The sequence below is a fragment of the Cryptosporangium arvum DSM 44712 genome (assembly GCF_000585375.1).
Classification (GTDB): domain Bacteria; phylum Actinomycetota; class Actinomycetes; order Mycobacteriales; family Cryptosporangiaceae; genus Cryptosporangium; species Cryptosporangium arvum.
Genome location: NZ_KK073874.1, coordinates 7,447,483 through 7,462,472, shown reverse-complemented (window position 1 = coordinate 7,462,472; position 14,990 = coordinate 7,447,483). Strand labels below are relative to the sequence as shown.

The 14,990-nt window shown below is 73.4% G+C and carries 9 protein-coding genes and 1 tRNA gene; 4 read left to right on the top strand and 6 right to left on the bottom strand.

What is annotated here, in order from left to right:
• Positions 1-6 precede the first annotated feature (6 nt).
• The gene (eccD, locus tag CRYAR_RS34060; RefSeq protein WP_035857285.1) at positions 7-1,407 is read right to left on the bottom strand and encodes a type VII secretion integral membrane protein EccD; all 1,401 of its coding nucleotides are present in this window, start codon (positions 1,405-1,407) and stop codon (positions 7-9) included.
• 149 nt (positions 1,408-1,556) lie between these two features.
• Here eccD and CRYAR_RS34055 point away from each other — a divergent pair, with 149 nt between their 5' ends.
• From CRYAR_RS34055 to CRYAR_RS34045, 3 genes are all read left to right on the top strand, one after another.
• Positions 1,557-5,519, top strand: a complete 3,963-nt coding sequence (locus tag CRYAR_RS34055) for a type VII secretion protein EccC (protein WP_035857282.1) — start codon at positions 1,557-1,559, stop codon at positions 5,517-5,519.
• 103 nt (positions 5,520-5,622) lie between these two features.
• The gene (locus CRYAR_RS34050) at positions 5,623-6,600 is read left to right on the top strand and encodes a hypothetical protein (protein ID WP_035857281.1); all 978 of its coding nucleotides are present in this window, start codon (positions 5,623-5,625) and stop codon (positions 6,598-6,600) included.
• Positions 6,601-6,618: 18 nt separating this feature from the next.
• Positions 6,619-8,685, top strand: a complete 2,067-nt coding sequence (locus tag CRYAR_RS34045; RefSeq protein ID WP_035857279.1) for a hypothetical protein — start codon at positions 6,619-6,621, stop codon at positions 8,683-8,685.
• Between the two features lie 48 nt (positions 8,686-8,733).
• Here CRYAR_RS34045 and CRYAR_RS47725 read toward each other — a convergent pair whose 3' ends face one another.
• The 3 genes from CRYAR_RS47725 to CRYAR_RS34030 are packed head-to-tail and all read right to left on the bottom strand — an operon-like array spanning position 8,734 to position 12,263.
• Entirely contained in the window at positions 8,734-10,434 is a 1,701-nt protein-coding gene (locus tag CRYAR_RS47725) for a hypothetical protein (protein ID WP_157018284.1), read from the bottom strand.
• Positions 10,431-11,690: a type VII secretion protein EccE gene (locus CRYAR_RS34035; RefSeq protein WP_157018283.1), complete on the bottom strand. Its 1,260-nt coding sequence runs from the start codon at positions 11,688-11,690 to the stop codon at positions 10,431-10,433. The genes CRYAR_RS47725 and CRYAR_RS34035 overlap by 4 nt, the downstream gene beginning before the upstream one ends.
• Positions 11,691-11,750: 60 nt before the next feature.
• Entirely contained in the window at positions 11,751-12,263 is a 513-nt protein-coding gene (locus CRYAR_RS34030; protein ID WP_035857274.1) for an SUKH-3 domain-containing protein, read from the bottom strand.
• Between the two features lie 90 nt (positions 12,264-12,353).
• Between CRYAR_RS34030 and CRYAR_RS34025 the strand changes: the two genes are divergently transcribed.
• The gene (locus CRYAR_RS34025) at positions 12,354-13,286 is read left to right on the top strand and encodes an HNH endonuclease (protein ID WP_051571306.1); all 933 of its coding nucleotides are present in this window, start codon (positions 12,354-12,356) and stop codon (positions 13,284-13,286) included.
• A 142-nt stretch (positions 13,287-13,428) separates the two neighbouring features.
• Here CRYAR_RS34025 and CRYAR_RS34020 read toward each other — a convergent pair.
• Together CRYAR_RS34020 and CRYAR_RS34015 are read right to left on the bottom strand one after the other, a co-directional pair.
• Positions 13,429-13,500: transfer RNA gene (locus CRYAR_RS34020), tRNA-Arg, on the bottom strand.
• 56 nt (positions 13,501-13,556) lie between these two features.
• Positions 13,557-14,108 carry a thioredoxin-like domain-containing protein gene (locus tag CRYAR_RS34015; RefSeq protein WP_051571305.1) on the bottom strand — a complete coding sequence of 184 codons (552 nt, stop codon included), beginning with the start codon at positions 14,106-14,108 and terminating at the stop codon, positions 13,557-13,559.
• Positions 14,109-14,990: the final 882 nt, after the last annotated feature.

Sequence of the window (14,990 nt, the reverse complement as noted above, 5' to 3'; positions counted from 1 at the left end):
GCCGGCTCACCGCCCCAGCGAGGCGAACAGCCCCTGCACGTAGCCGTAGAACCCGGTGAGCGTGCAGGCGACGGGCAGCAGCGACACGAGCAGCAGTACGTCGAGGATGTCGGCGAACCGGCCGACGTAGGGCGAGGGGTTGCGGCGGCTGTAGAGCAGGCCCGCGCCGAGCACCGCACCGCCGATCAGCAGGGCGAGCGGCAGCGCCACCACCACCGCGCCGGTGAGGGCGAGCGCGGAGAACAGCAGCGCGAGACCGATGCAGCCCCCGATGAGCAGGGGGAGGCGCTGCCGTGGGGTCGGGAAGAGCCGTCCCCGGAGCAGCAGCGCCAGCGACGCGATCACGACCAGCACGAGCGCCGCACCACCGTCGGCGGAGCCGAGCAGGACGCCGACGCAGACGACGGTCACCACCCCGACCGCGAGCAGCAGGCCGGTGAGTACCTCGTCGGCCCGGGCGACGGCCGCGAACACCTCGGACCGCTGGGGCACCGGGTCGTCGCGCAGCAGTTCCTCGGTGCGCTGGGGCAGCGCGGGCATCGGCAGCTTCCCGATCCGCATCGAGAGCAGCGGGTAGGCGGGCAGCAGCGTGATGCCGGTCGTCAGCACGATCGCGGCCACGCCTCCCGTCGACATCCCGGTGAGCACCCCGAGGAGCCCGCCGAGCAGGCCGAGCAACCCGGCGGCGATCCCGGCCACGAGCGCCCGTCCCCGGGCGCCGACGCCGAAATAGCCGATCAGGCCGGTGGCGGCGAGCGTCACCGAGCCGAGCAGCAGGTCGGGGGCGCCCAGGTCGGACAGCTGCGAACCGCCGGGCGCGGCCAGCACCGCCCCACCGAGGAACGCGTACAGCAGACCGGGTGCGGCGACGGCGACGCCGGCCAGCGCGTCGCCCGCGGCCCGGGCCAGCACGGTGCCGACGATGGCGAGCAGCAGCGCGACCCCGAGGGCGAGCCCTCCCGGCAGCTGCCACGGTGGTCCCGACGCGGCGATCCCGAGCACGCCGAGCGAGAGCGTGCACGCTCCGACGGCGAGCGCGGCCCGGCGCGTCGCCGGGGCGCCCCACGAGCGTCCGTGTCGGCGCGCGCCGCTCGCGATCGCCTCGACGACGTCGTCGTACTCCAGTTCCGGCCACTCGGAGCGCCCGGGCAGCAGGTGCAGGACGTCACCGTCGCGCACGCCCTGGCCGGCCAGGTTGCGGTCGCCGGCCAACCGGGTACCGGTCGCCGTGTGCAGCACCCAGCCGCCGTGGCGCTCACCGTCGTCGGCCGCGCTCTCGCCGGCGTGCGCCAGCAGGCTCGGCAGCAGTTCGGCGACCGCCAGGTCTTCGGGTAACGCGACGTCTATCCGGCGTTTCGGGGTGCTGATCGTGACCCGAGCCAGCGCGGTTCCGAGGGGGACCGTCACGCGGTGGTACCTCCGGCGCAGAACGGATGGCGTGGCGAACGGGGCCAACGTAGCAGCCGTTGCATGCGGTACGCGCCGATCACCGTGGTGGCTATTGTGCACTCTGTGCGGAAGCTGCCGAGCCGATCGGCTGCGAGGGAGGACATCGCGTGGCGACCGTGATCGTGAAGCGCCCACCGCGTCAGCCGGCGCCGGACCTGCCGGTCGGCGAGGTTGTTCTCGAGCCGCCGCCGGAGGCTCCGCAGCCCAACAACCAGGGCTGGCAGCGGGTCATGATGATCATGCCGATGGGCGCCGGTGCGGCGGCGATGGGCCTGATGGTCGGCGGCGGACGTGGTGGCGCGCTGGCCTATGTGGCCGGTGGGCTCTACGGCATCTCGATCCTCGGCATGATCGCCGCGCAGCTCGCCAACCAGGGCGGTGGCCAGAGCAAACGGGAGATGGTCGCCGCTCGCCGGCAGTACCTCCGCCGGCTCAGCCAGTTACGGGCGGCGGTCCGGATCACGATCCGGCAACAGCAGGAGGCGATGTTCTACCGCCACCCCGATCCGGACTCGCTCTGGTCCACGGCGCAGTCGGCCCGGCTCTGGGAGCGGCGCTCCTCCGACGGTGACTTCGGGGTGGTGCGCATCGGACGCGGCGCCCAGGAGATCGCCACGCCGCTCATCCCGCCGGAGACCCAGCCGGTCGACGACCTGGAGCCGCTCTGCGCCAGCGCGCTGCGTCGTTTCGTCACCACGTACTCGATCGTCCCGGACCTGCCGGTCGCGATGGCGCTGCGCGGCTTCTCGCACGTCTACGTCCGCGGCGAGCCGGAGCGCGTGCGCGGCATGGTGCGCGCGCTCGTCGCGCAGGTGGCGACGTTCCACGCCCCCGACGAGGCGCTGGTCGCGCTGTGCGTCGCCGAGGATCGCCGGGAGCAGTGGGAGTGGGCCAAGTGGCTCCCGCACGCCCTGCACCCGAAGCGGACCGACGCGGTCGGACCGGTCCGGCTGGTCACGCCCTCGGTGATCGCGCTGGAAGCCATGCTCGACGACGTCCTGGCCCATCGGCCCCGGTTCAACCCGAGCGTGGCGGCTTCGTCCGGCGTCCACCTGGTCGTCGTCCTCGACGGCGGGGAGACGGCCGGTTCGGACCACCTGATGGCCGAGGGCGGCGTCGAGGGCGTCACGATCGTCGACATCGGCAACCTGCCGCCACGCATCCTCGACGCGTCAACGATCGTGCTGGACATCGACGCCGACGGAACGCTCTCCAGCACGACGATGGACGGCTCCTCGCCGATCGGCCCGGCCGACGAGCTCGGCCCGATCGAGACCGGCGCCCTGGTGCGCAAACTCGCCCCGTTGCGGCTCTCCGCGGCGTCGGTGGCGGAGACCCCGCTCGTCGGCGAGCTCGGCCTGGCCGAGCTGCTCGAGCTCGGCGATCCCTACGACTTCGATGTCGAACGGGCCTGGACGGCCCGGCCGAACCGGGACCGGCTGCGGGTGACGATCGGCGTCAACCCCGACGGTCGTCCGGTCGAGCTGGACCTCAAGGAGTCGGCGCAGGACGGCATGGGGCCGCACGGCCTGCTGGTGGGCGCGACCGGCTCGGGCAAGAGCGAACTCCTGCGGACGCTGGTGCTCGCGCTCGCGGCGACGCACTCGTCCGAGACGCTCAACTTCGTCCTCGTGGACTTCAAGGGTGGCGCGACGTTCACCCAGCTGGACCGGCTGCCGCACACCAGCGCGGTGATCACCAACCTGTCCGACGAACTCGCGCTCGTCGACCGCATGCAGGACGCGATCTCGGGTGAGCTGATCCGGCGACAGGAGCTGCTGCGCTCGGCCGGCAAGTACGACTCGCAGCGCGACTACGAGCGGGCCCGAGCGAGCGGCGTTCCGCTCGTGCCGCTGCCCAGCCTGCTCATCATCTGTGACGAGTTCAGCGAGCTGCTCACCGCCAAGCCCGACTTCATCGACATGTTCGTCCAGATCGGACGGGTCGGGCGGTCGCTCGGCGTCCACCTGCTGCTGGCGTCGCAGCGGCTGGAGGAAGGCCGGCTGCGCGGCCTGGACTCGCACCTCTCGTACCGCATCGGCCTGCGGACGTTCTCGTCGATGGAGAGCCGCACCGTGCTCGGCGTTCCGGATGCGTACGAGCTGCCCCGCTCGCCCGGCAACGGATACATCAAGGCGGGCACCGAGGGGCTGATCCGGTTCCGGGCCGCCTACGTGTCCGGCCGGTACCAGCGCGGGGAGAACCGCACCCGCTCGGCGCGAGCCCGGATGACCGATCCCGTCCAGGCCTACACCAGCCGCTACCAGGCCGGACCGGCTCAGATCGAGCCGGAGCCCGACGTGGCGGTCGAGGCCGAGGACGCGCCGCAGGGTGAGACGCTGCTGCGGGTGCTCGTCGACCGGCTCGCCGGCCGCGGTGCCCCGGCTCACCAGGTGTGGCTGCCCCCGCTGGACGCGCCGCCGACGCTCGACCAGTTGCTGCCGCCGTTGGTCTCCGACTCCGCCCGCGGGCTCACCGTGGCCGCCGGCGAGTGGCGCGGGGCGCTGCGTGGCGTCGCCGGACTGATCGACCGCCCGTTCGACCAGCGCCGGGACCTGCTCGAGATCGACCTGAGCGGGGCGGCGGGCAACGTCGTGGTCGCCGGCGCCCCGCGATCGGGGAAGAGCACCCTGCTCCGGACGCTCGTCGCCGGGCTCGCTCTCACCCACACCCCTCGTGAGGTGCAGTTCTACGGTCTGGACTTCGGTGGCGGCGGTCTCACCGCGCTGCGCGACCTGCCCCACGTGGGCGGGGTCGCGTCCCGGCGCGACGTCGATCAGGTGCGGCGGACGATCGCCGAGATGCACACGCTGCTGGCCATCCGGGAGCGCACGTTCGCCGCGCACGGCGTCGACGGGATGGCGACCTACCGCCGGGCGAAGCGCGACGGCCGCTTCGCCGACGACCTGTTCGGCGACGTGTTCCTGGTCGTGGACGGGTGGGGCACGCTGCGGTCGGAGTTCGAGGACCTGGAGCCGGTCGTGACCGAGCTGGCTCAGCGGGGGCTCGGGCACGGCATCCACGTGTTCGCCTCGGTCGGCCGGTGGATGGAGCTCCGCCCGGCGGTGCGCGACACGTTCGGGGCCAAGCTCGAGCTGCGGCTCGGCGACCCGTCGGACTCCGAGATCAACCGGCGCGCCGCGCTCAACGTCCCGAAGGACGCCACCGGACGCGGTCTCACGCCGGACGCGATGCACTTCCTCACCGGTCTGCCGCGGATCGACGGGTCGACCGACCCGTCGAACGTCAGCGACGGAGTGGCCAAACTCGTCCAGCGGATCCGGAACGAGTGGCCGGGAGCCGTGGCGCCGGCCGTCCGGCTGCTCCCGCCGCTGCTGCCGTACCACGCCCTGCCGCCGGTGGGGTCCGATCCCGAGCGCGGGCTGGCGATCGGCATCGCCGAGGCGGACCTGCAGCCGGTCCGGCTGGATTTCGACGCCGAGCCGCATCTACTGCTCTTCGGCGACGTCGAGTCCGGCAAGAGCACGTTCCTGCGCTGCCTGGCCCGGTCGGTGACCGAGAAGTACACGCCGGCCGAGGCCCGGATCATCGTCCTCGACTACCGGCGCAGCCTGCTCGGTGCGATCGACGGTGACCACCTGATCGGGTACGGCACGTCCGCGGCCGTCACCGGCGACGTGGTGCAGCAGGTCGTCACCGTGATGAAGAGCCGGTTGCCCGGGCCGGACGTCACTCCCGAGCAGCTGCGTAACCGGAGCTGGTGGAGCGGGCCGGACCTCTACCTGCTGATCGACGACTACGACCTGGTCGCCTCGACGACGACCAACCCGCTGCTGCCGCTGCTGGAGTACCTGGCGCAGGGACGGGACATCGGGCTGCACGTGATCGTGACCCGGCGGATCGGCGGCGCGTCGCGGGCGATGTACGACCCGTTCGTCGGCCGCATCCGGGAGCTGGCGTCACCGGGCCTGATGATGTCCGGGCAGCGTGAGGAGGGCGCGCTCTTCGGCACCCTCCGGCCCCAGCCGTTGCCGCCGGGACGGGCCTGGCTGGTGACCAGGCGCGGCGGGAACCAGCTCGTCCAGCTGGCCCATCTTCCGGCGGAATGATTCTCGGGCGTAGCCCGGGGCCTCTAGGCTCACACTGGATCTGTTGCTCCACACGGGGGTCGCGCACATCGCGGGGCCGGAGCGGGACAGGCGGGAGGTCGGAATGGCCGGCGACGATTTATCGGTCAATGCGAGCAAGCTCGGCGACTGGGCTTTCGAGATGATCACGAACTCGGGGCCGGCGGTCATGCCGGCGAAAATGAAGCTGGCGCCCATGGCCCAGACCGCGAGCGATGCGTTCGCCGGGCTCAAGGACGCGGGCCCGGCCGGGTTCTTCGCCGAGGGCAAGGTCATGATGGCCGGCATCGCGAAGCAGCAGGCGGCCTTCGAGCGGCTGCTCGAGGACGTGCGGTTGGGGCTCACCGCGATCGGGCAGGCCGCGAACGTCTGCGCGTACACCTACGGCACGACCGACTGGGAGTCGGCCGAGAAGCTGAACCTCATGGGGTACGCGTTCGCCGACCCGACGGCCAAGGAGCCGCCGGGCCTCCCCGAGGGCGTCGGTGACACGACGATGTTCGACCAGCGGGTCACGGGCGAGGCCGCCATCGGCATCGACGCCGAGGCCGACGCGCCGGGCGGTCAGTCCATTCCGGTCGGCGGGGGCATGCTGACGATGTACCCGGACGGCTCCACCCGGATGGTGCGTACGCAGACGATCGACGGTATTCCGCGTTCGGTCACCACGATCACCGCGCCGAGCGGCACGCTCGTGAGCACCACCACCACGACCTACACGGCCGACAAGACCGGCCGGGTCGCCCCCAGCCTGGTGGTCGAGGTCCGCCCGGGCGGCAAGACGGTCGACGAGCGGGGCAACACGGTGCGCGCGCAGGACGTCACCACGACCACCAGGACCGTCACCGCGGACGACGGCAAGAAGACCATCACGAAGGAGATCAGGGTCGGCGAGGGCAAGGACGCCCCGACCACCAAGATCGAGGTGAAACTGGACAAGCCGACGTACACCGCGCCGGTTCCGGAGGATCGCGGTCCGGTGCAGGAAGCGGTGGAGTCGTTCCCGGCCACGACCGACGTCGACTGGACCAAGGGCTACCAGCGCGGCACGCCCTCGTTCTGACGACTGCGGAGTCCAAACATGCCTGACAAGAACCAGCAGCCGTGGTTCGGCTACGACTCTGCGGAGAACAGTCGTCTCCACGATCTCCGCACCGTCGGCCGGCACATGGGCGAGAACACCACCGAGTACGACACGTCGACGGCCGGCCTGACCGAACTGCAGCAGTACGACCAGACGTGGAACCCCACCGGGAACCCCACCCAGCGGGGTCAGGGCGCCTACGACTACCAGCACAAGGAGGACTACCTCGGTCGCACCGGCGCCGACGGGTCCAGCGTCGAGGCCGTCTACACACGGATGATGGCCCAGAAGGCCGGGCCCGTTCACGACCTGGCCAACTACTGGTCGGCGGTCGCGTCCTCGCTGCACGAGATCATGATGGAGGTCAACCGGCGCGGCCTCCAGGCCCAGGGCTTCTGGACGTCGCCGGGCGCCGAGGTGTTCCTGGCCATGGGGCCGGGCGCGGCGATGAAGTCGTTGAGCGACTGGTACCAGGCGGCGTTCCTCACCGCGAACATCCTCGCCCAGCTGACCGTCGACATGCAGCGCGAGCAGGGACGGATCACCGCGCTGCGGCACGAGTTCGACGCCGAAGCCAAAGGCCTCGAGGACGCCGTGATGGCGCGGAACAAGATCAAGCACATCGAGGAGCTCGAGGGCACGCCGCAGCAGGCCGACTACACACGCAGAGTCGCGGCGATGACCGAGAAGTACACGTACCAGGCGCAGGTCATCGAGCGCGCGATGGCCGACGCCTACTGGGACGCCTACAACGGGATCGCCGGTACGACGCCCGGTATCTACGAGGGGCCGACCAACGCGGTGGTGGCGCCGCCGTACAAGTTCAAGGACATCGGGAACCAGCCGGGTGTGCCGTCGGTCGGCAACGTCCCGATGACCCCGGGTACTCCCGGTGCTCCGAATCCGGGCGCGGTCGAGCCCACGCCGCCGCCACCGACCAAGCCGTTCGACCCGGGCGCCGATCCGGTGAAACCGACCGACGTCGTCACGCCGGTGCCACCCGCGCCACCGCCGGTACTGACACCGCCCCCGGCGCCGGCACCGCCGGCGCCGATCGTTCCCCCGACGCTGACGCCGACCATCACGCCACCGAACCCGCCGGTGGTGACACCGCCGGTGGTGAGGGTGCCCACCCCTCCGGTCACGCCGCCGGTAGCCCCGCCCGCACTGTCTCCGGCGCTGGCGAACGGCGTGCTGAAGCCCGGCGTCCCGAACCAGCCGGGCCTGCCGCCGATGCCGGCGCGCGGAGCACTGCGCCGGCCCGGTCAGCCCAATCAGCCGGTGCTCGGCGGCGCCCGGCCGAATCAGCCGAACCTGCCGGCGATGCCCGGCGGGCAGCGGCGGCCGAACCAACCGGGTGCGCCCGCTCCCGCGTCCGGTGGTCGCCGGTCGAATCAGCCGAACCTGCCGGCGATGCCCGGTGGGCAGCGGCGGCCGAACGCGCCGGGCGGGCCGGTGCAGCGACCGGGTACGTCCGGGTTGCCGCCGTCACCGTTCGCCGCGCGGCGAACGCCGGCGACGCCGTCGGTGCTCAACGGGCGTACGCAGCAGCCGGGCGCACCCGGCGGGCGTCCCGGCTCCGGCAACCTGCCCCCGGGCGCGACCAGGCCGGTGCTCGATCGGCCGCAGCCCGGCCGTCCGGGAACGCCGGGTCAGCCGGGCCAGCCCGGCCGGCAGGGGTCGCGGACGCCGGGTGGTCTGTCGGATCCGCTGCGTCTCACGCCGCTGACGCAGCCCTCGAACCCGGTGCTCAATCAGCCGGACGCCGGGAAAGCCCCGTTCAGCGCGATCGGTGTCCCGGACGCGCTCCGGGGTACCGCGCCCGAGCCGGGTGCGACGAACCAGGACGAGCGGCCGCTGGTGCGGGCCGACCTCGCGGCCCGCGTGCACGGCGTCGAGCCGATCCCGGTCGGCCCGGCCGCGGAGACGCCGGTCGATGTCCAGCCGGTACGCGACGAGGACGTCTTCGCGCCGGAAACGCCGGGTGGCGGCGTGCTGGCCACCGGGACGAACGAGAAGGGCTACCGCCCACAGGAGCGGGCCTCGCTGCCCGGAGCCGGCTGATCCCGTCCGCCGGCGATCCCGCCCGCAGTGGCCCTGCGGGCGGGATCGTCAGCGCACGGTGGTGAGGACGTCCTGGCGCTGCGGGTTGCCGAACTGCGCGCGCTCGATGCGGGTGGGCTGCGTCCAGACGTACCGCGACCCGCCGTCGTCGAACAGCGCGAGCATGTCGTCCTGCAAGGCGCTGACCAGCGCCGCGGACTCCCGGTTCAGCCGGAGCAACGGCGTGGACGCGGTCACCTCGTCCGGGGTCAGCCGCTGCACGGCGACCAGACCGGCTTCCCGGATCGCCGGGAACGCGTACGCGGTGAGCTGCGGCACGACCGAGAGCTGGGCCTGCCACGGCCCCAGCGTGCCGCGCACGGTGCCCCCGAGCGCGTTCCCGTCCTGCACGACGAGGGCCGGCGCCAACGCCGACGACGTCGCGTGGAACGGGGTGTCGAGCGGCGCGACGCGCACCCGGTCGTCGGAGCCGGCGGCCCATCGCCCGAAGCCGTTCCACGCGTCCGGGCGCGCGGTGAGCACCGTGACGGCGGCACCGACCGCGAGCGCGCGGAACACCAGGACCCGGGCCGCCCAGAGTCCGCCGACCAGCACCATCCGGGTCGGCTCGGGCTGGAAGAGGCGCGCGGTGACCACCGTGTTGTCGGCGTCGAAGCCGAGGACGAGCCCGGCCGCGCTCGTCGACGGCGAGAGACGGCGCAGGGCCGGGGCGTTGGCCACGTGCGCCCCGACCGCGAGCCGGGGCAGGAGCCCCAGCCAGCGCCCGCGACGGCGCCGGCCCGCGGGGGTCACCGGCGCGCTGTAGACGGTGCCGGAGGGGGAGTCCGGGGGGTCGGGCGGCGCGCTCGGCACGGCTGCGGCCAGGCGCTGCGGCGCGGCAGCAGCAGCGGCGGCGGCGACCGCGGCGGAGCGGGCCGCCGCTTCGGACGGCGCCAGGACACCGGGCTGCGCGATGATCCCGGCGGGGGCGGCTCCGGCGTGGGGAGCGGTTCCGGTGTGGAGGGCGGTTCCGGCGTGCGGGGCGGTTCCGGCGTGCGGGGCGGCTGTGTTCGGCGCGCCGGGCGCGGTGCTCATCGGGGTGCCGGGCGCAGAAAGGCCGGGTGGGGGCGCGCCGATCGCCGGACCGCCCGGGGTGGCCGAGCGTGTCGCGTTTGTAGTGGGGTGACCGGTCGTGGGGTACGGAGGCGCCGTGGTCGGACGGGCCTGCACGGCCTGGGGCGGGGCCACCGGGGACGGGGCGGCCTGGGTGGCCGCGGGGTGCCCGGGCTGCCGCGTGACTCCGGGATATCCGGCCGGAGGTCGCACCGCACCCGGCCGGGCCGGTGGCGTCTGCGCCGGGTAGCCGCCCGGCGCGGGGTAGCCGCTCTGCGCGGGGTAGCCGCTCTGCGCGGGGTAGCCGCCCTGCGCCGGATATCCGCTCTGGGCCGGGTATCCACCCTGCGCCGGAGGGGCACCCGGCCCGGGCCGCGTCCCACTCCCGGCCGGAGCGGCTCCGCCGGATCGGGGTGCGTGACCCTGCTGCGGATAGCCGGGGGCGGACACCGGCCGCGACGCGAGGTGGGGCGCACCCGGCCCGGGAGGCCCGGACGCCGGCCCGACCGCACCGGGTACACCGGTTCCCCACCCGGGGGAAGTGCCGGGACCGGCCGGCTGCGAGGGCTGCCGGTGGGGCGGCATCGGCGCCGCCGGCGTCACCGGGCTCTCCGGCGGAACCGACGACCGGTGCTCGCCGGACTCGGGTTGGCTCATGCCGGCCCCACCGCCGTCGGGGCGGTCGCGTACGCCGCCGGCGACTGCTCGCCGTCCAGCGGGAACACGCGCGCTCTCACCGCACGAGCGGCCGACCGCAATCCGTCAGCGGCCGTGCCGATCGCCTCCCGGCGGTCCACGACCCGGGCCAGACACCGGATCTCGGCCCCGTTCCGGGCCGGCACCATCGTGACGCTCAAGCTGGTCATCACCGCCGGCGACTGGTACAGCTCGGCGAGGAACCCCGCGGCGGCGTCGAGCTTCGGCCACGACCGGATCCAGAAACTGCGGTGCTCCAGCCCGGCGGCGCTCCAGCCGCGCCACGTCTCCTGCGCCGTCCGGCGGTCGGTCCCGGCCGGTGTCACCTCGACGGCGAGCGAGTGGACCAGCGCGTCGAGCAGCCCGTCGCCGTCGAGCACGCGGTAGCCGAACCCGTTGCGCTTCAGCACGTTGCCCACCCGCCGGACCAGCGCGCCCAGCACCGTGGGCACCTCGCCGATCGCTTCCGGGTTCTCGATCGCCACTTCAGCGACGGCGCGGGCGTCGATCCGGACCGCCACCCAGCACGACTGGTCCCCGACGCTCACCGGACGCACGGCGGCGGTACCGCCGAACGGGCGCACCAACTCCTGGTACGACTCGACGCACGGCCCTCCGACCCCGGCCGAGTTGCCGGGCGTGGTGTGCACGAGCACCTGCACGACGGTGCCGGGCTGCTCGGCGTCGGCGAGCGAGCGGGCCAGCAGGTCGAACGGCGGCAGCTCCTGGGCCGGTCCGCGCAGCCCGCGCGGCGGCGTGAGGGCGACGACCGCGAACCAGCCCCCCGCGTCGCGCCCGACCCCGAGCCGGGTGCCGCCGGCTCCCTCCACCGTCTCGACCGTGAGGTCCGGTGCGAGATCACGCAGGGCGGTCAGCCGACGATCCCTGACCGACGGATGTGCGGTAGCCCGGCGTCGACGGAATCGGGACCGCAGCACGAGCAGTTCGACCAGCCATCGACCGCGGAGGCGGGCGAAGACCAGCAGCGGCAGGACGACCGCGAGCCCGTACAGGACCGGGCGCGGCCAGCCGGACGCCCGCCAGCCGAGGACGGCCAGCACGAGCGCCGATTCCAGCGCGACGATCTGTAGCACGTGGACCGGACCCAGATGGCCCGGCCGACGTCGGCGACGTAACGCGGCCGGCTTCTGTTCCGCCGGCCGCCGCGCACCCACCTGAGCGACCGCCCGGACGCGCGGCGCTTCCAGAGTCGACATGCTGCTCCCCGTTGTCGTCCCCCGATGCACCGTACCGTCGGACGGCACGGCCCGACGTGTCTAGCGGGGTTCCGCGTCGTCCGATTCGGTGTTCCAGGCGCCGTCGTCGCGCACGCGCGGCGGTTGTACCCCGGTGACCAGAGTGGTCAGTGCCGCGGGCACGTCCTCGCCGAGGAACCATTCTCCGCCGTCGTCGAGGGAGAAGACCCGGCCGTACTCGTCGATCGCCAGCACCGCGTCGTCGTCGCCCTCGACGCCGAGCGGGAAGAGGGAGACGCCGAGCGCCCGGCCGAAGGCCTGCAGCGTCGCGGCGCAGGGCGGCACCATCGCCGGGTCGATCGCGAACGGACGGCGGCGCAGCGCGACGCCGGGCCCGTCCTGGTCGACGTAGAGCGCGCCGAACTCCAGCAGCGCCTGTTCCGCGGCCGGGAACGCGAGGTGCCGTGCTCCGTTCGCGGCGGTGCGACCGATCACCGCACGGATGGTCTCCGCGGCGACGTCCGGCACGTGGCGGCCGTCGTTCCAGCCGGCCTCTCGGAGGACGGTCTCGACCTCGCTGGGGAACCGCTGCACCGTTGTCCTTCCGGTCGTTGGCCTTCGGGCGCCGGCCGACGGTGAACCGGCGCTGGAATCAACCTAGTGGCCATGTCCTACTCTCCGGTCATGTCGTCCGATCTGCCTCCGGTGCGACGACTCCCGGGCAGCGCGTGGGCGGCGCGCATCCGTCCGTTCGATTCGCCGGTCCTGCGCATCCGCCATCGCGGCGGCGTGGTCTACGACCTGGCCGGGCTGCCGCAGTGGGACCTGCTGGCGGACGCGGTGGTCGAGCTCGCGGCCCCGGAGCCCGGCCTCACCGTCGACGAGGTGCGGATCGCCGACGTGCTCACCGCGAACGAGATCCGCTCCGGCCCGGACCGATCGCGCTACGCGCCGCTGACGCCGGCCGGATGGGTGTGGGCGCACCAGTTCGGCACCCGCCGGGTGGCGCTGGTGCCCGCCGCGGCGCACGGCGCGTTCCGCTCGATCGGTGGCGTCTCGACCCTGCCGGTCGACCGGTCGCACCGCGGCGTCCGGGTCGAACAGCACGTGCCGGTCCCGTTCGACGTCCCGGCTCCGTTGGCCGACGACGCCTGGGAGACCGTCGTCCGGCGGATCGGGCGCCCGTTACCGCCTGCGCTGCGCCGGCTCCTCTCGGCTCGGACCGGCTCCTCGCCCACCACCCCGGGCGTCCACCCCGACCACGGTTTCGTCGTCGACCAGCCGTTCTTCGGCGTGGGGACGACCGACCGGCACCAGGACCTGCTCTACGCCCGGCACTGGTTCCCCGACCGTTTCACCGACGACTACCTGCCGATCGGCTACGTGCAGGGCGGCGTGCTGGCACTCCGGCTGACCGGCTCGGACGCCGGCTCGGTCTGGTTCGCCGACGCCGACGACCCCCGCGACGACGACACCTACGACGCGCCCGCGTACTGCGCAAACCTACTGACCCGCTGCGCCGACGACCTGGACGCCTTCCGAACCCACCTGAGCGCGGTGCCGCCCTGGCTACTCACCCTCGTGGACGCGAGAACGAAGCGCTCAGCAGCCGGGTGAGTGCTGCGCCGGGTCGGGCAGCCACCGCGCGCCGGATGCGGTCGGTGCCTATCGGACTGCGATCGGTGCCAATCGGACGAACGACGAAGGCCCTGGTCAGCGTCGGCGCTGGTCAGGGCCTTGTGTTGTCTGGTCAATGCTGTGCCCCCGGCAGGATTCGAACCTGCGCCCCCGCCTCCGGAGGGCGGTGCTCTATCCCCTGAGCTACGGGGGCTCAGGAACGGCTAAAGCCTAGCAGCCGCCGCGGCGAGCTTGTGCATCGGGCCGGGCTCAGCGGGTGGCTGTGGTGCCGTTGCCGCAGGTGGCTCCGGGCTCGATCGACGCCTCGATGCGGTACTTCTCGAGGAAGGCGTCGATGCGCTCGTCGTCGGCGTTGTCGAGTTTGAGTTGGTAGCCCCAGGCCTGCAGGGAGATGGGCTGGTCGAGGCCGGGGAACGGGCTCATCAGCGTGTAGTCGTTGCCCTTGACCTTCGCGGCCAGGGTGGCGACCTGGTCGGGTGGGAGGTCGGGGCGGTAGGTGATCCAGACCGCGCCGTGTTCGAGGCTGTGGACGGCGTTGGGATCGCCGATCGGGGCGGTGTAGACGTCGCCCTGGCAGTTCTGCCACTGGGAGGCGTGGTCGCCGCCGACCGGTGGGGAGACCGGGTAGGTGACGTCGCCCGTGACGTGCTGCTGGGTGAGCATGCCCGGGTCGCTGGCGCGGTAGTCGACCACGCCGTCGATCGCCGCGGTGGTGGTGGCGGGAGCGTCCTGCACGCTGTTGCGTGCGAGGACGAGTCCGGTGACGGCCACCCCGCCGCACAGGGCCAGCACGACGATCACACCGACGACGATGCCGGCGATCAGCTTGCCGTTGCTCTTCTTCGGAGCCGGGGCGCCGGGGTAGCCGCCGGGCTGCGGATATCCCGGTTGGGGCGGATATCCCGGTCCGGCGGTGTAGGCCGGTCCACCCGGGTAGCCCGGTCCGCCCGGGTAGCCCAGTCCGGCGGTGTAGCCCGGTCCGGCGGTGTAGCCCGGTCCGGATGGGTATCCGGCCGAGGGGTATCCCGACGGCGGATGACCCGGGGCGTAACCCGGCGGAGTGGCGGGCGGCGGCGGATGCGCGTGTCCGTGTGCGGGCTCCGACGGCTGGCCGGGCGCGGCTGGGAACCCGGGCTGCGCTGCGGCCGCTGGCGGTGGCGGGTACCCGGGCTGCGCTCCAGGCGTCGGTTGACCGGGGCTGGGCTGCGGGGAGGGCGGGTGCGGCGAGTCGGGCTGCGGTGATCCCGGGGCCGACCACGCTGTCATGCCGTCCGCCGCGGACGCCTCGTCCTTCGTGCCTGCGCCACCTCGGGCCGCATCATCGCCGGATGCCGCCGCGCTGTCGGCGGGAGCACCACAAACCGCTACCGCGCGGTCGCCGGAAGAACCGTCACCAGGCCCTGCGCCGTCCGCCAACCCCGCCCCGACGGGCGCCACACTGCCGGCAGGGCCCTCGCTATCGGCCAGGCCCGCGCTGTCGGGTGACGCCGCGCTCTCGGTCGAGGCAGCGCCCTCGGTCGAGGTAGCGCCCTCGGTCGAGGTAGCGCTCTCCGGCGAGGTAGCGCTCTCCGGCGAGGCAGCGCTCTCCGGCGAGGCAGCCTTGTCGGCCGGGTTCGAGCCTTCGACCGAACCCTTCCCCTCCACCCGTGAAACCGGGCCTCCGGGCGGCGAACCGTCCGCGGG

What these genes read in the sequence shown, in the direction of transcription:
- CRYAR_RS47725 (WP_157018284.1), bottom strand. Translation starts at nt 10,434, where the DNA reads ATGAGCCAACCCGAGTCCGGCGAGCACCGGTCGTCGGTTCCGCCGGAG.
- CRYAR_RS34025 (WP_051571306.1), top strand. Translation starts at nt 12,354, where the DNA reads ATGTCGTCCGATCTGCCTCCGGTGCGACGACTCCCGGGCAGCGCGTGG.
- CRYAR_RS34035 (WP_157018283.1), bottom strand. Translation starts at nt 11,690, where the DNA reads ATGTCGACTCTGGAAGCGCCGCGCGTCCGGGCGGTCGCTCAGGTGGGT.
- CRYAR_RS34045 (WP_035857279.1), top strand. Translation starts at nt 6,619, where the DNA reads ATGCCTGACAAGAACCAGCAGCCGTGGTTCGGCTACGACTCTGCGGAG.
- CRYAR_RS34050 (WP_035857281.1), top strand. Translation starts at nt 5,623, where the DNA reads ATGGCCGGCGACGATTTATCGGTCAATGCGAGCAAGCTCGGCGACTGG.